This window comes from Streptomyces sp. NBC_01335, from assembly GCF_035953295.1.
Classification (GTDB): domain Bacteria; phylum Actinomycetota; class Actinomycetes; order Streptomycetales; family Streptomycetaceae; genus Streptomyces.
In genome coordinates, this window is the sequence record NZ_CP108370.1 from 7,144,864 (window position 1) to 7,165,400 (window position 20,537).

The window sequence follows — 20,537 nt, forward strand, 5'->3', positions numbered from 1 at the left end:
CCGGGTCCTGTCCGCCTGCGCCGCGCTCCTTCACCGGCCGCGTGGATCGAAGACGAGAGTTTCCATCTGTGAGTGACACAACGCATGACGGGCGGGTCGCCATGAGCACCCCGCCGTCGGCCGACGAGGGGCTGAGCCCGGCACAGCTGGCCGAGAAGTACGGCCTCACCGTGAGCGGAGCCCGGCCCGGGCTGGTCGCCTACGTCCGCCAGCTCTGGGGCCGCCGCCACTTCATCCTGGCGTTCTCCCGGGCGAAGCTGACCGCTCAGTACAGCCAGGCCAAGCTCGGCCAGCTGTGGCAGGTGGCCACCCCGCTGCTGAACGCACTGGTCTACTACCTGATCTTCGGCCTGATCCTCGGCACCCGGAAGGGCATGAGCCAGGACGTCTTCATCCCGTTCCTGGTGACCGGCGTCTTCGTCTTCACGTTCACCCAGAGCTCGGTGATGGCGGGTGTCCGCGCGATCTCCGGGAACCTCGGCCTGGTGCGGGCCCTGCACTTCCCCCGGGCCTCGCTGCCGGTCTCGTTCTCCCTCCAGCAGCTCCAGCAGCTGCTGTACTCCATGATCGTGCTGATCGTGGTCGCCGTGGCGTTCGGCAGCTACCCCACCCTGTCGTGGCTGCTGGTGGTCCCCGCCCTGCTCCTGCAGTTCTGCTTCAACACCGGCCTGGCGCTGGTCATGGCCCGCCTCGGGAGCAAGACCCCCGACCTGGCGCAGCTGATGCCCTTCGTGATGCGGACCTGGATGTACGCCTCCGGCGTCATGTTCTCCATCACGGTGATGCTCCAGGACAAGCCGCAGTGGATCGCCAACGTGCTCCAGTACAACCCGGCGGCCATCTACATGGACCTGGTCCGTTTCGCCCTCATCGACGGCTACGGCGCGGGGAACCTCCCGGCCCACGTCTGGGCCGTCGCCACCGCCTGGGCGCTCGTGGTGGGTGCCCTCGGCTTCGTGTACTTCTGGAAGGCAGAGGAGCGGTACGGCCGTGGCTGACGACAACACTCAGGGACGGATCCCCACCGTCATCGCGGACGGCGTCCACATCGTGTACCGCGTCAACGGCGGCGGTGGCGGCAAGGGCAGCGCGACCGCGGCCCTCAGCCGCATGGTGCGCCGCGGCAAGGGCGAACCCCGCGGCATCCGCAAGGTCCACGCCGTGCGCGGAGTCACCTTCACCGCCTACCGGGGTGAGGCCATCGGTCTCATCGGCACCAACGGCTCCGGCAAGTCGACGCTGCTGCGCGCCATCGCCGGGCTGCTGCCGACCGAGAAGGGCCGGGTCTACACGGACGGCCAGCCCTCGCTCCTCGGCGTGAACGCCGCCCTGATGAACGACCTCACCGGCGAGCGCAACGTCGTGCTCGGCGGACTCGCCATGGGGATGAGCCGCGAGGAGATCCGCTCCCGCTACGACGGCATCGTGGAGTTCTCGGGCATCAACGAGAAGGGTGACTTCATCACCCTGCCGATGCGGACCTACTCCTCCGGCATGGCGGCTCGCCTGCGGTTCTCCATCGCGGCGGCCAAGAACCACGACGTCCTCATGATCGACGAGGCGCTGGCGACCGGTGACCGGAAGTTCCGGGTCCGTTCCGAGGAGCGCATCCGCGAGCTGCGCAAGGAGGCCGGCACGGTCTTCCTGGTCAGCCACAACAACGGGACGATCCGCGACACCTGCGACCGGGTCCTGTGGCTGGAAAAGGGCGAGCTGCTCATGGACGGGCCGACGGAGGAAGTCCTCCAGGCCTACGAGCGGGAGACCGGCAAGTAGTACGCCGGCCTGCACGGGCCGGACACCACCGGAGATGTTGGGCGAAACGCTTCGCCCGACGGCTGCCGGGGTGTCCGGCCCGTCCGCCTGTGGTGGTAGCCCGAGATCGCTTCTCCACCTGGCGGACGATGCCAAGTGTCCCGATGCCGTGGAAGGTTGGGACCCCGGAAGCCGGGTGCGGCGGCGCGCAACACCCGGTCGATGCCGTGTGATCCGTACAACGTAAGCTGTACCGGTGCTGATTCGCGGCAAGTGTGCCGATACGCCCACAGCACGCGACCAGGGTGCCCCGGGCACTCGGATGGTCGGGCGGCGTGTCCGAAAAGGGATGTTTTGGGTCAGCAGTGTAGAACGGGAGATGTGACGGCAATGACGGACAATCTCCAGCTCCGACGTGGTTTCGCCGTCCCCGCGCCGGGCGGTACGACGTGACCCGTACCCGTCAGGCGCCCCCGGTCGCCACGCTCGACAAGGCCGCGGACGAGAACTTCCCCGTGGCACCCTTCTTTCTGCCCCGCGCCTGGCGCGACGACCTGATGGCGGTCTACGGATACGCCCGGCTCGTCGACGACATCGGCGACGGCGACCTCGCCCCCGGCGGCGACGACGCCCGCCACCTGGGCCTGGAGCCCGGACGGAGCGACGACCGGCTCGCCATGCTCGACGCCTTCGAGGCCGACCTGCGCCGCGTCTTCTCCACCGACGGCGACGACCCGCGCCACCCCCTGCTGCGCGCCCTGCGCCCCACCGTGCGCCGTCGCGCCCTCACCCCCGAGCCGTTCCTCGGACTGATCGAGGCCAACCGGCAGGACCAGAAAATCCGCCGCTACGCGACCTGGGACGAACTCCTCGCGTACTGCGAACTCTCCGCCAACCCGGTCGGCAGGCTGGTCCTCGCCCTCACCGGGACCTCCAGTCCGGAGCGGGTACGCCGCTCGGACGCCGTCTGCACCGCGCTGCAGATCGCCGAACACCTCCAGGACGTCACCGAGGACCTCGGCCGCGACCGGATCTATCTGCCCGCCGACGACATGGCGCGCTTCCACGTGACGGAGGCCGACCTCGCCGCTCCGACCGCCGGGGCGTCGGTGCGGGCCCTGATCGCCTGGGAAGCGGCACGCGCCCGGGAACTGCTGGATGAGGGCGTCCCCCTGGTGGGCAGCGTCCAGGGCAGGCTCCGACTGCTGCTCGCCGGGTTCGTCGCCGGAGGGCGGGCCGCCCTCGACGCGGTCGCGGCGGCCGGCTTCGACGTACTGCCCGGACCGCCCAAACCCACGAAGCCCAGCCTGCTGCGCGAAGTGGGAGTTGTCTTGCGAAGTGCGCGAAGAGAGGGATGACTCCGAAAGTGGAGGGACAGACGACGTCCATGTCGGGACCGGTAGCGGCGGCATACAGCTACTGCGAGGCCGTCACGGGTCAGCAGGCACGTAACTTCGCCTACGGCATCAGGCTGCTTCCGTCCGAGAAGCGGCAGGCGATGTCCGCGCTGTACGCGTTCTCCCGCCGGGTCGACGACATCGGCGACGGCGAACTCGACCCCGGGACGAAGAAGACGCGGCTGGAGAGCACCCGCGAACTGCTCGGCAGGGTCCGCGACGGCAAGGTCGAGGAGGACGACACCGACCCGGTCGCCGTCGCGCTCGCCGACGCCGCCCGGCGCTTCCCGCTGCCCCTCGGCGGCCTCGACGAGCTGATCGACGGCGTGCTGATGGACGTGCGCGGAGCGACGTACGAGACCTGGGACGACCTGAAGACCTACTGCCGCTGCGTCGCCGGAGCCATCGGCCGCCTCAGCCTCGGCGTCTTCGGTACGGAGCCCGGCGCGCCCGGGGCCGACCGTGCCGCCGAGTACGCCGACACCCTCGGGCTCGCCCTCCAGCTCACCAACATCCTGCGCGACGTGCGCGAGGACGCCGGCAACGGCCGTACCTACCTCCCCGCCGACGACCTCGCCAAGTTCGGCTGCTCCGAGGGATTCCACCGGGCCACCCCGCCCGCCGGCTCGGACTTCGCGGGCCTCATCCACTTCGAGGTCCGCCGGGCCCGCGCGCTCTTCGCCGAGGGATACCGGCTGCTGCCGATGCTGGACCGCCGCAGCGGCGCCTGCGTCGCCGCGATGGCCGGGATCTACCGCCGCCTGCTGGACCGCATCGAGCGTGACCCCGGGGCCGTCCTGCGCGGCCGGGTCTCCCTGCCCGGCCACGAAAAGGCGTACGTGGCGGTCCGCGGCCTCTCCGGACTCGACGCGCGTCACGTCTCGCGCCTGACCAGGACCGGCCGCCCGTGACCCACTCCGGCGAACCCGTGTACCGGGCAACCTTCCACTGGCCGAAGGCGTCCTTCCCTGGGACGATTCTCTGGTCCACGACCCGACGGGAGGGCGAGGCATGACCGGCACCGCACCGCTCCCCACGCGCGCCGTGGTCGTCGGAGGCGGCCTCGCGGGCATCACCTCCGCCCTCCGCCTCGCCGACGCCGGGGCCGACGTGACCCTCCTCGAAGGACGCCCCCGGCTCGGTGGACTCGCCTTCTCCTTCCGCCGCGGAGACCTGACGGTCGACAACGGCCAGCACGTCTACCTGCGCTGCTGCACCGCGTACCGCTGGTTCCTCGACCGCATCGGCGGGGCCCGCCTCGCCCCGCTCCAGGACCGCCTCGACGTACCCGTCCTCGACGTGGGCCGGCCCGCCGGACCCCGCCTCGGACGGCTCCGGCGCACCAACCTGCCCGTGCCGCTGCATCTGGCCGGCGGGCTCGCCGCCTACCCGCACCTCTCGCTCGCCGAGAAGGCGGGCGTCGGCCGGGCCGCACTCGCCCTCGGCCGGCTCGACCCGGCCGACCCCGCGCTGGACACCGTCAGCTTCGCCGACTGGCTGCGCCGGTACGGCCAGTCCCCGAGGACCGTCGAAGCCCTCTGGGACCTCGTCGGCGTCGCCACCCTCAACGCGACCGCGGAGAACGCCTCCATGGCGCTCGCCGCGATGGTCTTCAAGACCGGCCTGCTCTCCGAGCCCGGCGCCGCCGACATCGGATGGGCGGCCGTGCCGCTCGGCGAGCTCCACGACACCCTCGCCCGCAAGGCCCTCGACGCCGCCGGAGTACGCACCGAACTGCGCGCCAAGGCCACCTCGCTCACCCGGGCCGAGGACGGCACCTGGACGGTTCTGACCGAGAACGAGCGGATCGAGGCCGACGCCGTGGTCCTCGCCCTCCCGCAGCGGGAGACCCACGCACTGCTGCCCGCCGGAGCCGTCGAGGACCAGGACCGGCTGCTCGCCATCGAGGACGCCCCCATCCTCAACGTCCACGTCGTCTACGACCGCAAGGTGCTGCGCCGGCCGTTCTTCGCCGCGCTCGGCTCCCCGGTCCAGTGGGTCTTCGACCGCACCGAACCCTCCGGGCTGCGCGGCCCGGGCCAGTACCTCGCACTGTCGCAGTCGGCCGCCGGGGACGAGATCGACCTGCCCGTCGCCGCACTGCGCGCCCGCTACCTGCCCGAACTGGAGCGCCTCTTCCCGGCGGCGAGGGGCGCGGGCATCCGCGACTTCTTCGTCACCCGCGAGCGCACCGCGACCTTCGCGCCGGCCCCCGGCACCGGGCGGCTGCGCCCCGGGGCCCGTACCCGGCTGCCGGGACTCGCCCTGGCGGGCGCGTGGACGGCGACCGGGTGGCCCGCCACCATGGAGGGCGCGGTCCGCAGCGGAACCACCGCCGCCACAGCAGCGCTCCAGGGGCTCAGGAGCCCGCACGAACATCCGCTGCAGGAGGCGGCATGAGCAGTACCACCGGAACAAGAGGAGAGTCAGTGACCCCGGCGAATCCGGCTTTCGACACCGTGGCGGACACCACGGACGTCACCGCGCTTCTGGAGCGCGGACGGGCCCTGTCAGCGCCGGTGCTGCGGGCTGCCGTGGACCGGCTCGCGCCGCCCATGGACACCGTCGCGGCCTACCACTTCGGCTGGATCGACGCCGACGGACGGCCCGCCGCAGGAGACGGCGGCAAGGCGGTCCGCCCGGCGCTCGCGCTGCTGTCGGCCGAGGCCGCGGGCGCCCCCGCCGAGGCCGGTATCCCCGGCGCCGTGGCGGTCGAACTCGTGCACAACTTCTCGCTGCTGCACGACGACCTGATGGACGGCGACGAGCAGCGCCGCCACCGCGACACGGTCTGGAAGGTGCACGGCCCCGCCCAGGCGATCCTCGTCGGCGACGCGCTGTTCGCCCTGGCCAACGAACTCCTCCTGGAGCTCGGCACCGTCGAGGCGGGGCGCGCGGCACGCCGCCTGACCACCGCCACCCGCAAACTCATCGACGGCCAGGCGCAGGACATCTCCTACGAGCACCGCGAGCGGGTCACCGTCGAGGAGTGCCTGGAGATGGAGGGCAACAAGACCGGCGCCCTCCTCGCCTGCGCCGTCTCCATCGGCGCGGTGCTCGGCGGAGCCGACGACCGGACCGCCGACACCCTGGAGGCCTACGGCTACCACCTGGGCCTCGCCTTCCAGGCCGTCGACGACCTGCTCGGCATCTGGGGCGACCCGGAGTCGACCGGCAAGCAGACCTGGAGCGACCTGCGCCAGCGCAAGAAGTCGCTGCCCGTGGTCGCCGCCCTCGCCGCCGGCGGCCCGGCCTCCGAGCGGCTCGGCGCACTGCTCTCCGCCGACGCGAAGAGCAGCGATTTCGACAGCTTCTCCGAAGAGGAGTTCGCCGCCCGCGCGGCACTCATCGAGGAGGCGGGCGGCCGTGAGTGGACCGCCCAGGAAGCCCGCCGCCAGCACGCCGTCGCCATCGAGGCGCTCAACGGTGTCGACATGCCGAGTGAAGTACGGGCGCAGCTCATCGCGCTCGCCGATTTCGTCGTCGTCCGAAAGAGATGATCACCATTCGTATATGACTCGCAGTCGCCGGCCGGTGTCCCTCGGGGCACCGGCCGACGGAGACCCCAGCACAGCAGAGGACCGAACTGCACGAAGGGGAAGCCATGACAGCGACGACCGACGGAAGCACCGGGGCTGCGCACCCTCGCACGGTCCCGGGCGATCCGACCGACACAACCATCACGGCGGACGACGTACTGGACGCCGCCCGCCGGGCCGCGGAACGCTCCGTCGAGCATCTCCTCGGCAGGCAGGACGAGCAGGGCTGGTGGAAGGGCGACCTGGCCACCAACGTCACCATGGACGCGGAAGACCTGCTGCTCCGCCAGTTCCTCGGTATCCAGGACCCCGACATCCTCAAGGCCGCCGCCCTCTTCATCCGCGGCGAGCAACTGGGCGACGGCACCTGGGCCACCTTCTACGGAGGCCCGAGCGACCTCTCCGCAACCATCGAGGCGTACGTGGCGCTGCGGCTGGCCGGAGACCGGCCGGACGAGCCGCACATGGCCCGGGCCGCCGCCTGGGTGCGGGACGAGGGCGGGATCGCCGCCTCCCGCGTGTTCACCCGGATCTGGCTCGCCCTCTTCGGCTGGTGGAAGTGGGACGACCTCCCGGAGCTCCCACCCGAGCTGATGTTCTTTCCTTCCTGGGTACCTCTCAATATCTATGACTTCGGCTGCTGGGCCCGCCAGACCATTGTTCCGCTGACCATCGTCTCGGCGAAGCGGCCCGTGAGGCCCGCTCCGTTCTCCCTCGACGAACTGCACACCGACCCGTCCCGGCCCAACCCGCCCGTGCGCAAGGCCTCACCGGTGAGCTGGGACGGCGTCTTCCAGCGGCTGGACAGGGCGCTGCACCTCTACCACCGGATCGCGCCGCGCCGGCTCCGCCGGACCGCGATGAACGCCGCCGCCCGGTGGATCATCGAGCGCCAGGAGAGCGACGGCTGCTGGGGAGGGATCCAGCCCCCCGCCGTCTACTCCGTGATCGCTCTCCACCTGCTCGGCTACGACCTCGACCACCCGGTGATGCGCGCCGGGCTCGCGTCGCTGGACCGGTTCGCGGTACAGCGCCCGGACGGCGCGCGCATGATCGAGGCGTGCCAGTCCCCGGTGTGGGACACCTGCCTGGCCACCATCGCGCTGGCCGACGCCGGACTCTCCCCGGACCACCCGGCGCTGGTCAAGGCAGCTGACTGGATGCTGGGCGAGGAGATCGTACGGCCGGGGGACTGGTCCGTACGCAGGCCCCAACTCCCGCCGGGTGGTTGGGCGTTCGAGTTCCACAACGACAACTACCCGGACATCGACGACACCGCCGAGGTCGTGCTCGCGCTGCGCCGGGTCCGCCATCCCGAGCCCGCCAGGGTCGAGGCCGCCATCGAGCGCGGGGTGCGCTGGACGGTCGGCATGCAGTCGCGCGCGGGAGCCTGGGGCGCCTTCGACGCGGACAACACCAGCCCGTTCCCCAACCGGCTGCCCTTCTGCGACTTCGGCGAGGTGATCGACCCGCCGTCCGCCGACGTCACCGGCCACGTCGTGGAGATGATGGCCTACGAGGGTCGGGCCGATGATCCGCGCGTGCGCCGCGGAATCGACTGGCTCCTCGCCGAACAGGACGCGAGCGGCGCCTGGTTCGGCCGCTGGGGCGTCAACTACGTCTACGGTACGGGGTCGGTGGTGCCGGCGCTGGTCGCCGCCGGGCTGCCCGCCACCCACTCCGCCGTCCGCCGGGCCGTGCGCTGGCTGGAGTCCGTCCAGAACGACGACGGCGGATGGGGCGAGGACCTGCGTTCCTACCAGGACAGCAAGTGGATCGGCCGGGGCGAGTCGACGGCCTCGCAGACCGCCTGGGCCCTGCTCGCGCTGCTGGCCGCCGGAGAGGACGAGAGCCCCGCGGTCACCCGGGGGATCACCTTCCTGACCCGGACCCAGCAGGAGGACGGGTCCTGGGACGAGCCGTACTTCACCGGGACCGGCTTCCCCTGGGACTTCTCCATCAACTACCACCTCTACCGCCAGGTCTTCCCGCTCACCGCACTGGGGCGTTACGTGCACGGTGACCCCCTCGCCGCCCGGGCCGTGAGCCCGGCGGGGATCTGATGGGCGGGCCCCGGCCCTCCGGCGGAACGCCGGCCGGACTGCTGGTCGCCTGCGCGCTCGGCATCGAGCAGTTCGCGCTGCGGAGCGGGCCGCGCGGCGGCGGTCCGGTCACCGTCCTGCGGACGGGGATGGGCCCGAAGGCGGCCGAGACCGCCCTTGGGCGCGCCCTGGTCCGGGAGGAGATGCGCGGCGCGGCCGTCGTCGCCTCCGGGTTCTGCGCCGGCCTCGCGCCCGGGATGCACCCGGGCGATCTGGTCGTCGCCGAGGAGACCAGGTCCGCCCACGGGACCACCGCCTGCGACGGCGTACCCGTGCTGGTCGACGCGGTGTCCCGGCTGTTTCCCGGCCGGACCGTGCACACCGGCCCCCTGACCGGCTCCGACCACGTCGTGAGGGGCGCCGAGCGGGCGGCCCTCGCGGCGACCGGGGCCATCGCCGTGGACATGGAGTCCGCGGCGACCCTCTGTACCGCTCTGCGTCATGGACCACGCCCGGTTGCGGCCGTACGGGTGGTCGTGGACGCTCCAGAGCATGAGCTCGTCCGAGTTGCCACGGTGCGCGGTGGAATATCGGCTTTCCGCGTTCTTCGTGCCGTCCTACCGGCTTTTCATGAATGGCACCGATCTTTGTTGCTCCCCCGGAGGTGAGCCAGATGGCCATGCCGCTCCGCCAAACCATCAAGGTTGCGACGTACCTTGCCGAACAGAAGATCCGCAAGCGTGAGAAGTTCCCGCTGATCGTCGAGCTGGAGCCCCTGTTCGCCTGCAATCTCGCCTGCGAAGGGTGCGGGAAGATCCAGCACCCCGCGGGAGTGCTCAAGCAGCGCATGCCGGTCGCCCAGGCGGTCGGGGCCGTACTCGAATCCGGTGCTCCGATGGTCTCCATCGCCGGTGGAGAACCGTTGATGCACCCTCAGATCGACGAGATCGTGCGGCAGTTGGTGGCCAGGAAGAAGTACGTTTTCCTCTGCACCAACGCCATGCTGCTGCGCAAGAAGATCGAGAAGTTCACCCCCTCCCGGTACTTCGCCTTCGCGGTCCACATCGACGGTCTGCGCGAGCGCCACGACGAATCCGTCGCCAAGGAAGGCGTGTTCGACGAGGCGGTGGAGGCGATCAAGGAAGCCAAGAGACGCGGTTTCCGGGTCACCACCAACTCCACCTTCTTCAACACCGACACCCCCCAGACCATCATCGAGGTGCTCAACTACCTCAACGACGACCTGAAGGTCGACGAGATGATGATCTCCCCGGCGTACGCCTACGAGAAGGCGCCCGACCAGGAGCACTTCCTCGGTGTGGAACAGACCCGCGAGCTCTTCAAGAAGACGTTCGCGGGCGGCAACCGGGCGCGCTGGCGCCTCAACCACTCGCCGCTCTTCCTCGACTTCCTGGAGGGCAAGGCGGACTTCCCCTGCACCGCCTGGGCCATCCCGAACTACTCCCTCTTCGGCTGGCAGCGCCCCTGCTACCTGATGAGCGACGGATACGTCCCCACGTACCGGCAGCTCATCGAGGAGACCGACTGGGACAAGTACGGCCGCGGCAAGGACCCGCGCTGCGCCAACTGCATGGCGCACTGCGGCTACGAACCCACCGCCGTGCTCGCCACCATGGGCTCGCTCAAGGAATCGCTGCGCGCGGCCCGGGAGACGGTCGCCGGCAGCCGGTAGTCCGAGGAGGGCGGTCACGGCCGGGGCACCCCGGCCGTGACCGCCCTCCTTTCACCAGGAACCGACGAGGGGGCACATACGTGACCTTGCTGGAATCCATCGGGGGACCACGGGACCTCGCACCGCTCAGTGGACCGCAACTGACCGAACTCGCCGCGGACATCAGGACGTTCCTCGTGCAGGCGGTGTCCCGAAGCGGGGGGCACCTCGGACCGAACCTCGGCGTCGTGGAACTCACCATCGCCCTGCACCGGGTCTTCGACTCGCCGCGCGACCGCGTCCTGTGGGACACCGGCCACCAGAGCTACGTGCACAAGCTCCTCACGGGCCGCCAGGACTTCTCGAAACTGCGGAGCAAGGGCGGCCTCTCGGGCTACCCCTCCCGCGCCGAGTCCGAGCACGACGTCATCGAGAACTCGCACGCCTCCACCGCGCTCGGCTGGGCCGACGGCCTCGCCAAGGCCAACGAACTGCTCGGCAAGGACGACCACGTCGTCGCCGTCATCGGCGACGGAGCCCTCACCGGCGGCATGGCCTGGGAGGCGCTGAACAACATCGCCGCCGCCAAGGACCGCCCCCTGATCGTCGTGGTGAACGACAACACCCGCTCGTACGCCCCGACCATCGGCGGCCTCGCCGACCACCTCGCCACCCTCCGTACCACCGACGGCTACGAACGCTTCCTCGCCCGGTGCAAGGAGCTGCTGGAACGCACCCCGGTCGTCGGACAACCGCTGTACGGCTCGCTGCACGGCGCGAAGAAGGGGTTCAAGGACACCTTCGCCCCGCAGGGGCTCTTCGAGGACCTCGGCCTCAAGTACATCGGGCCGGTCGACGGCCACGACATCGCCGCCGTCGAGTCCGCCCTCGTGCGGGCCAAGAACTTCCGGGGACCGGTCCTCGTCCACTGCATCACCGAGAAGGGCCGCGGCTACACCCCCGCCCTGAGGGACGAGGCCGACCGCTTCCACGCCGTGGGGGCGATGGACCCGCTGACCTGCCTCCCGCTCACCGCCCCCGCCGGGCCCTCGTGGACCTCCGTCTTCGGCGAGGAGATCGCGCGGATCGGCGCCGAGCGCCCCGACGTGGTCGCCCTCACCGCCGCGATGCTCCACCCCGTCGGGCTCACCGCGTTCGCCGCCGCCCATCCGGACCGGGTCGTGGACGTGGGCATCGCCGAGCAGCACGCCGCGGTCTCCGCCGCCGGCATGGCCGCCGGCGGACTGCACCCCGTCGTCGCCGTCTACGCCACCTTCCTCAACCGCGCCTTCGACCAGGTGCTGATGGACGTGGCCCTGCACCGCAGCGGCGTGACGTTCGTGCTCGACCGGGCCGGGGTCACCGGCACGGACGGCCCCTCCCACAACGGCATGTGGGACCTGTCGGTCCTCCAGGTCGTGCCCGGGCTGCGGATCGCCGCCCCGCGCGACGCCGACCAGCTCCGGGCGCAGCTCCGCGAAGCCGTCGACGTCGCCGACGCGCCCACCGTCGTCCGGTTCCCCAAGGAGTCCGTGGGGGAGACGGTCCCCGCCGTCGGACGCGTCGGGGGCATGGACGTCCTGCACCGGGGCGAGCGCCCCGACGTGCTGCTGGTGGCGGTCGGGGTGATGGCGCCGGTCTGCCTGCACGCCGCCGACCTGCTGAAGGGCTCGGGCATCGAGTGCACCGTCGTCGACCCGCGCTGGGTCCGGCCGGTCGACGAACAGCTCGCCCCCCTCGCCGCCGGCCACCGGCTGGTCGCGGTCGTCGAGGACAACTGCCGTACCGGAGGCGTCGGCTGGGCGGTCGGGCAGGCACTGCGGGACGCGGGAGTGGACGTGACCCTGCGGACCTTCGGAATCCCCGAGGAGTTCCTCGCCCACGCCAAACGCGGCGAGGTGCTCGCCGACATCGGACTGACCCCGGTGGAGATCGCGGGCGAGATCGGCGCGGCACTGGCGGGACGGCCCGAAGACCCGGAGCGCCTCGCCGGCGAGGGGACGGCGGAACCGGAGGCGGTACCGCGACACGTACCGACGGCCGGGAACGGCACCGAACCGGAGCGAGGACGAGTGGCGCGCGGAGAGAAGAAGGAGACGAGCGAGGAATGAAGGACGACAGGGCAGGCGGCGCCGGCACCACGGGGGTCACCGGGGGCGCCGACGGCGTGGGCAAGGGATTCGATCTCGCGACGCTGCTCGCGGAGCGCGGTGCCGAACGCTACGACCTGCACGCGCGCCATCTCAACCACCAGCTGCCGCGCATGCTGCACACCATCGGCTTCGACAAGGTCTACGAACGGGCCGAGGGCGCCTACTTCTGGGACGCCGACGGCAACGACTACCTCGACATGCTCGCCGGATTCGGTGTGATGGGCCTCGGCCGGCACCACCCGGTCGTCCGCAAGGCCCTGCACGACGTGCTCGACGCCTCCCTCGCCGACCTCACCCGCTTCGACTGCCAGCCGCTGCCCGGCCTGCTCGCCGAGAAGCTCCTCACCCACAGCCCCCACCTCGACCGCGCCTTCTTCGGCAACAGCGGCACCGAGGCCGTCGAGACGGCACTGAAGTTCGCCCGCTACGCCACGGGCAAGCCGCGCGTCCTCTACTGCTCCCACGCCTTCCACGGCCTCACCACCGGCTCGCTCTCGGTCAACGGCGAGGACGGCTTCCGCGACGGCTTCGCCCCACTGCTCCCGGACACCGCCATCGCCCTCGGCGACCTCGACGCGCTGCGCCGCGAGCTCAAACGGGGCGACGTTGCGGCGCTCGTCGTCGAACCCATCCAGGGCAAGGGCGTGCACGCGGCGCCGCCCGGCTTCCTGCACGAGGCCCAGGAACTCCTGCACCGGCACAAGGCGCTGCTCATCGCCGACGAGGTGCAGACCGGTCTCGGCCGGACCGGCGACTTCTACGCCTACCAGCACGAGGAGGGCGTCGAGCCGGACCTGGTCTGCGTGGCCAAGGCGCTCTCCGGCGGCTACGTGCCGGTCGGAGCCACCCTCGGCAAGGACTGGATCTTCAAGAAGGTCTACTCCTCCATGGACCGGGTGCTCGTCCACTCCGCCAGCTTCGGTTCGAACGCCCAGGCCATGGCGGCGGGACTCGCGGTCCTCTCGGTCATGGAGAACGAGGAGATCGTCGCCAACGCCCGGCGCACCGGCGACCTGCTGCGGACGCGGCTCGCCGCGCTGGTCGACCGGTACGAGCTGCTGCACGAGGTGCGCGGTCGCGGGCTGATGGTCGGCATCGAGTTCGGGCGGCCCTCCTCGATCAAGCTGCGCGGCCGGTGGACGATGCTCCAGGCCGCCCGCAAGGGGCTCTTCGCCCAGATGGTTGTCGTACCGTTGTTGCAGAAGCACCGGATCCTCACTCAGGTCTCCGGCGACCACCTCGAAGTGATCAAGCTGATTCCGCCGCTGATCATCGGGGAGCCGGAGGTCGACCGGTTCGTCGCGGCCTTCGAGTCGGTGATGGACGACGCGCACGGCGGGGGCGGCCTGATGTGGGACTTCGGGCGCACGCTGGTGAAGCAGGCGGTGGCCAACCGCTGACCACTCCCGGAACGTTTTGCCTCTGAGGCAAGAAATTTGCCTCAGAGGAAAGTCGGTGGCGCAATGGAGGCATGAATCCTCCTGACGGAGGGGTGGCCGACGACCTCCCCGGTGTCGCTCCCCGCCTGCGCGACCTGCGCCGGAGCCGGGGCCTCACCCTGGAGGCCGCCGCGCAGCGCGCGGGGCTCTCCCCGGCCCATCTCTCCCGGCTCGAAACGGGAAACCGGCAGCCCTCGCTGCCCGTACTCCTCGGCCTCGCCAGGATCTACGGCACGACCGTCTCCGAGCTCCTCGGCGAGATCCCCCCGGAACGCGACGCGATCGTGCGCGGCGGCCGGTTCGACGGGCCCGAGGCCGACGGCTGGATGTACCGCAGGGCCGGTGGGCCCGGCCGCGCCATGCAGGCTCTGCGGGTGCGCGTCCCGTACGGCGCCCAGGGCGACCTGGTGCGGGTCCACCCGGGGGAGGAGTGGCTCTACGTCCTCGAAGGGCGGCTGCGGGTCAGCCTCGGCGAATCCGCGCACGAGCTCGGGCCCGGCGACAGCGCCCACTTCGACTCGCTCACCCCGCACCGGATCGCCGCCGCCGGACCGGAGGGCGCCGAGCTGATCTTCGTACACACCCTGTTGCAGAGCCCCGCCGCCGAGCTGTGCCTCGGCGACGGGACCCGTCGGCGCTGACCGCGCCCGGCACCCCGGTGCCGCGCCCATTCCTCGTGCGCCCGGCCCCGGGCGCACGGCAGAGAGGACCGTCATGTCCGATTCGGAGCACTACGACCCGCTGACCCCCCGGCAGACCGGGACTGCGGTCCGGGACACCCAGGAACGGAAGATGCCGCGCGGGATGGTCATCCGGCTGGTCGCCTACCTGGTCGCCGGGCACGTCGTCGCGGCCTTCCTCTACATCCTGTTCGCCGTCGCCGGGGGCAATCAGTAGCGGAGCCGTACGGACACCGCCTACGCCTCGTCCAGCAGCCGATCGCGCAGCCGCTCCCGGGTCTCCCCCGAGAGGCGCAGTCCCTCGGCGAAGTAGCGCTCCGTGGAGCCCCAGTTCTCCTCGATGGTGGCGAAGGCGGTGTCCAGGTAGTCGATGTGCGCCCCGAAGAGCGGGTTGAGCAGGCTCATCACCTCGGAGGAGACCAGGGGGTCCGCGCTGTCGCCGCGCCGCAGGCGGTACCGGCGGTGGGCGTCGTTGGACTTGAGGTAGTCCGCCGCGATCGCCTCGCGCTCCACGCCGACCGCGAGCAGGGTCACCGCCATCGTCAGACCCGCCCGGTCCTTGCCCGCGGCGCAGTGCATCAGTGCCGGCACGCTGTCCTCGGCCAGCGCGTGCAGGACCCGGCTCTGTTCGGCCGTGCGGTCGGTGATGATCGAGCGGTACGAGGCGAGCATCCGCTCCGTACCTTTTCCGTCGGCGAGCAGCGAGCGCAGCTGCGCGATGTCGCCCTCGCGCACCAGACGCCAGAAACCGGCCCCGTCGGCGGGGTCCGAGAGCGGGATGCGGAGGTTGCGGACGCCCGGCAGTTCCACGTCGAAGCCGTCGAGCTTCTGGTCGGCCGAGTTACGGAAGTCGAAGACCGTGTGCAGGCCGAGCCGGCCGAGGAAGACGGCGTCCTCGGCGGTGGCCGCGGCGAGGTGGCCGCTGCGGAAGAGCCTCCCGTGCCGTACCCGCCGCCCATCGGTGGTGGGCAGTCCGCCCACGTCCCTGAAGTTACGGACCCCGCTCAGCTCGGGTTCGGCCGGCGAGAACTGCGGCACCTGCGTCACAGCGGCTCCTGGGTGCTTCTGCGCGCCGGCGCTGCTCGCCGGCGTCGGCTCGTCGCGACCCTACGACATCGCTCCGTGGCGCCGAAGCGGCGGCGACGGGTCCTCGAGGACTGAGGAACCGTCATCAGTGACGTGCGCGACATGTCCGTATTGTATGGATTTCACGCAACATCACCCGTTTATGGGGGAGATGGTGGGTGATCTGGTGAGCGGGATCATATCCGTGACCGTGCGTGGCCGGGACGCCGGAGGACTCCCCGTCCGTCATGCGGAATGCCAAGATCCGTAATCCACGGAGGGTGACCGGAAAAGAGCGCCGAAATCGGCGTGCGGATTCCGTTCCGCTTGCGATGGCTTGTTCCGTCCGACCCGGCTCGATTACGTTCACCATCACTCCGGACGGACCGCCTAATCCTGCCGCCGCCCGGAATTCGCACTCACTATGCGTGGCAGGAGCGGGGGACCCAGGTAAGCCGCCGACCGGAGTTGATCCGGCCGGCTCGGGGTGAAGTCGTGTTCAGCGCGACCGGGCATCTCCAGCCCGAACCCGACAGCTCACCTCGTAGGCGCCGGAGAGGAATTCCCCCATGCCCATCCCGGGTAAGCACCGTCGTAAGAAGTCCGGCCCGATCGCTCGCGGCATCCTCGCCGTCGGAGCCGGCGGCGCCGTCGTCGCCCTGCCGCTCCTCGGAGCCACGGGTGCCCACGCCGCTGAGCAGTCGGCCCCCGCCGTCGCCCAGTCCGCCCAGCAGTCCGCCAAGACCTACAAGGTCGTCTCCGGCGACTACCTGGCGAAGATCGCCGCCCAGCACAAGATCAAGGGTGGCTGGGAGAAGCTCTACCAGGACAACCGCGAGGTCATCGGCGGCAACCCGAGCCTGATCCTCCCGGGCATGAAGCTGACGCTCGGCGCCCAGGCGTCCGGCTCGGCCTCCACCGCGTCCGCCCCGGCCGCCTCTTCCGCGAAGGCCGAGACCAAGACCGCGGCCAAGACCGAGACGAAGGCCGCCCCGGCGACCGCGTCCACGTCCGCCGCGACCACCACCAAGGCCGCCGACAGCAACAGCACGGGCTGGACCACGCCGGTCGCCAACGCGACCGTCACCACCCAGTACCACGCCTCCGGCTCCATGTGGTCCAGCGGTTACCACACCGGCTCCGACTTCAGCGCCGCCACCGGCACCGTCGTCCGCGCCGTCGGCCCCGGCACCGTCGTCTCCGCCGGCTACGACGGCGCCTACGGCAACGAGGTCATCATCAAGCACGCCGACGGCATGTACTCCCAGTACGCCCACCAGTCGCAGCTGATGGTCTCGGCCGGCCAGACCGTCACCGGCGGCCAGCAGATCGGCCTCTCGGGTGCCACCGGCAACGTCACCGGCCCGCACCTCCACTTCGAGATCCGCACCACCCCGAGCTACGGCTCGGACGTGGACCCGATCGCCTACCTGCGTTCGCACGGCGTCTCCATCTGAGACAACTCCCGATGACGGTCGTCACGATCCGTCAGGGCTTCGAGGGGCGGTACGCGTAAGCGTGCCGCCCCTCTACTTATTCCGGCTTTACCAAAACCTGACCGGGTGGTCTATCTCACCCACCGTCAACCCCCTCTTACGGTCGCGTAGGTCACAGTGAAAGAGGCAAGATATGTGGCCGTGGCAGACGATTCGAGAATCCAGAAGACAGACATCATCGGGTCGTACGCGGCGATCGGCGACAGTTTCACCGAAGGAGTCGGAGACCCCGGACCCGACGGGGCCTATGTCGGCTGGGCGGACCGTTTCGCGGTTCTCCTGGCGGACCAGCTCCCCGTCCTCGACGAGGCGACGAGCTCCGATTCCCCGCGCGGGGAATTCCGGTACGCCAATCTCGCGGTACGCGGACGACTCCTCGACCAGATCGTCGAGGAACAGGTCCCCCGCGCCAAGGAGCTCGCACCCGACCTGGTGAGCTTCTGCGCCGGAGGCAACGACATCATCCGGCCCGGCACCGACCCGGACGACCTGGCCGAGCGTTTCGAGCGCGCGGTCGCCGACCTCACCAACGCCGTCGGCACCGTCATGGTCACCACCGGGTTCGACACCCGGGGCGTGCCGGTCCTGCGCCACATGCGCGGCAAGATCGCCACGTACAACGTCCACCTGCGGGCCATCGCGGACCGCTACCACTGCCCGGTGCTCGACCTCTGGTCCCTCCGCTCGATCCAGGACCGCCGAGCCTGGGACGGCGACCGGCTCCACCTGTCCTCCGGAGGGCACACCCGGGTGGCACTGCGGGCCGCGCAGGTCCTCGGCCTGGAGACACCGGCCGACCCCGACCAGCCGTGGCCCCCGCAGGCCCAGCGGAACACCTTCGAGGTGCGGCGCGACGACATCCAGTGGGCACGCGAGTACCTCGTGCCGTGGATCGGCCGCCGGCTGCGCGGCGAGTCCTCCGGCGACGAGGTCGCGGCGAAGCGGCCGGACCTGCTGCCGCTCTGAGCGGGGCACTACACCAGGGGAAGCCGGAGACGTGACGGGCCCGCTGCGGCGGGCCCGGCCGGCGCCGCCGGAATCCGCTCCAGCACACCCCCGGCGAACACGTCGTACAACGGCAGCGACTCCAGGTGCACGTATCCGATGTGGCAGTCGCAGACCGCCAGCGGGCAGGCCCTCGGGCCGAGCGCCCGGCGGTAGCTGCCGTCATAGAGACTGCCCAGCTCCTCCTTGACGAAATGGCACCGGCGCACGGTGCCGTCCCCGTCCACCGAGATCACCGACTCCCCGGTCCGGCACGGCAGCCCCGCCGAGCGGTGCGGATGCCGGCTGTACGGGAACAGCGGGTCGAGCGCCGTCCAGCGCTCCGCCTCCGCGTCCGTGTACGTACGCCCCTCGGCGGCGTTCACCCACAGGTACACCTGCTCCGGCAGGTCCGCCCGCAGTCTCCGCGCCTCGGGGAGGTGCTCCTCGAAACCGACGACCCCCACGCTGTACCGCACCCCCGCCGAGGTCAGCTCCCGGCACTTGCCGAGGAACCGGTCGTACGGGGTCTGGCCCGGGTGGTACGTGCACCAGAGCGCCACCCGCTCCGGGTCGGCCGCGGACAGCCAGCCGGTCCTGCCGCTGAGATTCGTCTGGATCGCGACCCGCGCCACCTGCGGCAGGTGGGACAGCTCGACCAGCGCCCGCCGGTACCAGGACCGCACCAGCCCCTCGCCCCACGGGGTGAAGAGCACCGAGAGACGGTCCCCGGTCCGCCCGGCGACCCACGCCGTGAAGCGTTCGAGCGCCGCCCGGTCGGCCGAGAGCTGCTCCCGGCTGTCCCGCCTCTTGGCGAACGGGCAGTACGGGCAGTCGTAGTCGCAGGAGGCGAGCGGGCCGCGGTAGAGGATCGTCAGGTCCACGGCGTGCTCACTTCGCCTCGTACGCGGCCATCGCGGCGCGCACGGCGGGCGAGAAGAGCGCGGGGCCGAGCGCGTCGGAGTGGGCGAGCCCTTCGGGGGAGAGCCGCAGGTGGTCGCCGTCGGTGGTGTCGGCGCGATGGGTGCGGTTGGCGCTGCCTCCGCCGTTGCTGCCTCCGCCGTCCAGCCAGCCGAGCTCGGTGAAGCGGGCCAGCTCCACGGGGAAGTCGTCCACGGGGTCGCTGCCGAACCGCCGGCGGTACTCGGCGCGGGGCAGCCCGGCGGCCTGGAGCAGTGACTGCAGGAGATGGCGGCGCTTGGGCTCGTCGCCGTCGATGCGTCGGCCGACCTCCGCGCGCGAGAAGTCCCCGGTGGTGGTGAAGCGGTCGATGATGCCGCGGATCTGCCCCATGCCGACGGCGTAGTCGAAGGAGTAGTGCAGCGACGAGGTGTACGAGCGGGCGCCGCAGCCCAGGCCGACCATGCCGTCCGTCTGGCAGGCGTGGTCGTCGGGGCCCTCGTGCGGGGCGTCCGCGCGGCGGAACATCCGCATCGAGACCTGTTCGTACCCGTGGGCCAGCAGGTGGTCCCGGCCGGTGCGGTAGAGGCGGAGCCGCTGGGCGTCCCAGGCGGCGTCCGCCGCGGCTGCCGCCTCGGCGCCGGCGTCACCGGTGAGGCGGCCGAGACCGGTCAGGGGGCGCACGTACAGCGGGTAGAGGTACAGCTCCTCGGGGCGCCAGGCCAGGGCGGCGTCCAGCGAGGCGAGCCAGGTCCGTGCGGTCTGCCCGTCGATGCCGTAGATCAGGTCGATGTTGAGGACCGGTATCCGGGTCTCGCGGATGCGGCCGAGCGCCGCTTCGACGTCGGCCCGGCGCTGCGGGCGGACCGCCGCCCGGGCCTCGCCGTCGACGAAGCTCTGCACGCCGATGCTGACGCGGGTGGTGCCACGGTCGGCGAGCACGGCGAGCCGGTCGGCGGTCGCCGTGGACGGGGAGGTCTCCACGGACAGCGGCACCGCGCGCAGATCCGCGCCCATCCTCTTCTCCGCGATGTCGCAGAGCCGTTCCAGCTCGCCGGCGGTCAGGAAGGTGGGCGTACCGCCGCCGAACGCGGCGGCGGCGAACCGTACCGGCCCGTCGTCGCCCAGCGCGTCCCGTACGGCGGTCGCCTGCCGGTCGAGCGCGTCGAGGTAGCGGGTGGTCAGCTCGTCGGGGGCGCCGATCCGGGTGAAGAGGTTGCAGAAGCCGCAGCGGACCTCGCAGAACGGTATGTGGGCGTAGAGCTGGAGGGCTTCCTTGTTCTCCCCGGCCCACAGCTCGTGCAGGGCGGGCCGGTCGGGGAGTTCCGCGTAGGCCGTCTTGTGGGGGTAGGCGTAGACGTAGCTCTGGTACGGCCGCTCGGTGGCGTCGGTGGTGGGGAGAGTGGTGGTCATGG

18 protein-coding genes and 1 riboswitch are annotated in these 20,537 nt (G+C 71.2%); of the genes, 15 read left to right on the forward strand and 3 right to left on the reverse strand.

Annotation, left to right across the window (positions count from 1 at the left end):
• The first annotated feature begins 68 nt into the window (after positions 1-68).
• From OG599_RS30455 to OG599_RS30515, 13 genes are all read left to right on the forward strand, one after another.
• Positions 69-998, forward strand: coding sequence for an ABC transporter permease (locus OG599_RS30455; protein WP_327179182.1), 930 nt, complete (start codon positions 69-71; stop codon positions 996-998).
• Entirely contained in the window at positions 991-1,776 is a 786-nt protein-coding gene (locus OG599_RS30460) for an ABC transporter ATP-binding protein (protein WP_327179183.1), read from the forward strand. Before OG599_RS30455 ends, OG599_RS30460 begins: the two co-directional genes overlap by 8 nt.
• Positions 1,777-2,204: 428 nt before the next feature.
• Positions 2,205-3,113: a squalene synthase HpnC gene (gene hpnC, locus OG599_RS30465; RefSeq protein ID WP_327179184.1), complete on the forward strand. Its 909-nt coding sequence runs from the start codon at positions 2,205-2,207 to the stop codon at positions 3,111-3,113.
• Positions 3,110-4,063 (forward strand): presqualene diphosphate synthase HpnD, encoded by a 954-nt coding sequence (gene hpnD / locus OG599_RS30470; RefSeq protein WP_327179185.1) that lies wholly within the window; start codon positions 3,110-3,112, stop codon positions 4,061-4,063. Before hpnC ends, hpnD begins: the two co-directional genes overlap by 4 nt.
• Positions 4,064-4,163: 100 nt before the next feature.
• Complete coding sequence (gene hpnE / locus OG599_RS30475) at positions 4,164-5,552, forward strand: hydroxysqualene dehydroxylase HpnE (protein ID WP_327179186.1); 1,389 nt, start codon at positions 4,164-4,166, stop codon at positions 5,550-5,552.
• Complete coding sequence (locus OG599_RS30480; protein ID WP_327179187.1) at positions 5,549-6,652, forward strand: polyprenyl synthetase family protein; 1,104 nt, start codon at positions 5,549-5,551, stop codon at positions 6,650-6,652. Before hpnE ends, OG599_RS30480 begins: the two co-directional genes overlap by 4 nt.
• A gap of 104 nt (positions 6,653-6,756) precedes the next feature.
• Positions 6,757-8,754 (forward strand): squalene--hopene cyclase, encoded by a 1,998-nt coding sequence (gene shc / locus OG599_RS30485; protein ID WP_327179188.1) that lies wholly within the window; start codon positions 6,757-6,759, stop codon positions 8,752-8,754.
• Positions 8,754-9,401 carry a phosphorylase family protein gene (locus OG599_RS30490; protein ID WP_327179189.1) on the forward strand — a complete coding sequence of 216 codons (648 nt, stop codon included), beginning with the start codon at positions 8,754-8,756 and terminating at the stop codon, positions 9,399-9,401. Before shc ends, OG599_RS30490 begins: the two co-directional genes overlap by 1 nt.
• A gap of 5 nt (positions 9,402-9,406) precedes the next feature.
• Complete coding sequence (gene hpnH / locus OG599_RS30495; RefSeq protein WP_327179190.1) at positions 9,407-10,426, forward strand: adenosyl-hopene transferase HpnH; 1,020 nt, start codon at positions 9,407-9,409, stop codon at positions 10,424-10,426.
• Positions 10,427-10,506: 80 nt separating this feature from the next.
• A complete protein-coding gene (dxs, locus tag OG599_RS30500) occupies positions 10,507-12,516 on the forward strand; it encodes a 1-deoxy-D-xylulose-5-phosphate synthase (protein ID WP_327179191.1) in 2,010 nt (669 codons plus the stop codon).
• Entirely contained in the window at positions 12,513-13,958 is a 1,446-nt protein-coding gene (locus OG599_RS30505; protein WP_327179192.1) for an aspartate aminotransferase family protein, read from the forward strand. Before dxs ends, OG599_RS30505 begins: the two co-directional genes overlap by 4 nt.
• Positions 13,959-14,029: 71 nt before the next feature.
• A complete protein-coding gene (locus OG599_RS30510) occupies positions 14,030-14,638 on the forward strand; it encodes a helix-turn-helix domain-containing protein (protein WP_327179193.1) in 609 nt (202 codons plus the stop codon).
• A 73-nt stretch (positions 14,639-14,711) separates the two neighbouring features.
• A complete protein-coding gene (locus OG599_RS30515) occupies positions 14,712-14,894 on the forward strand; it encodes a DUF6126 family protein (protein WP_327179194.1) in 183 nt (60 codons plus the stop codon).
• 20 nt (positions 14,895-14,914) lie between these two features.
• On the opposite strand, the gene OG599_RS30520 is transcribed toward OG599_RS30515, so the two are convergent.
• Positions 14,915-15,724: a tyrosine-protein phosphatase gene (locus OG599_RS30520; RefSeq protein ID WP_327179196.1), complete on the reverse strand. Its 810-nt coding sequence runs from the start codon at positions 15,722-15,724 to the stop codon at positions 14,915-14,917.
• Between the two features lie 411 nt (positions 15,725-16,135).
• Positions 16,136-16,306: riboswitch (cyclic di-AMP (ydaO/yuaA leader) on the forward strand.
• A gap of 5 nt (positions 16,307-16,311) precedes the next feature.
• On the opposite strand from OG599_RS30520, the gene OG599_RS30525 reads away from it, so the two are divergent.
• Entirely contained in the window at positions 16,312-17,199 is an 888-nt protein-coding gene (locus OG599_RS30525; RefSeq protein ID WP_327179198.1) for a M23 family metallopeptidase, read from the forward strand.
• A gap of 180 nt (positions 17,200-17,379) precedes the next feature.
• Positions 17,380-18,204: an SGNH/GDSL hydrolase family protein gene (locus OG599_RS30530; RefSeq protein WP_327179199.1), complete on the forward strand. Its 825-nt coding sequence runs from the start codon at positions 17,380-17,382 to the stop codon at positions 18,202-18,204.
• 8 nt (positions 18,205-18,212) lie between these two features.
• Here the strand turns inward: OG599_RS30530 and OG599_RS30535 are convergent, their stop codons facing one another.
• Positions 18,213-19,106 (reverse strand): STM4011 family radical SAM protein, encoded by an 894-nt coding sequence (locus OG599_RS30535; RefSeq protein ID WP_327179200.1) that lies wholly within the window; start codon positions 19,104-19,106, stop codon positions 18,213-18,215.
• A gap of 7 nt (positions 19,107-19,113) precedes the next feature.
• Positions 19,114-20,535 carry an STM4012 family radical SAM protein gene (locus OG599_RS30540; protein ID WP_327179201.1) on the reverse strand — a complete coding sequence of 474 codons (1,422 nt, stop codon included), beginning with the start codon at positions 20,533-20,535 and terminating at the stop codon, positions 19,114-19,116.
• Positions 20,536-20,537: the final 2 nt, after the last annotated feature.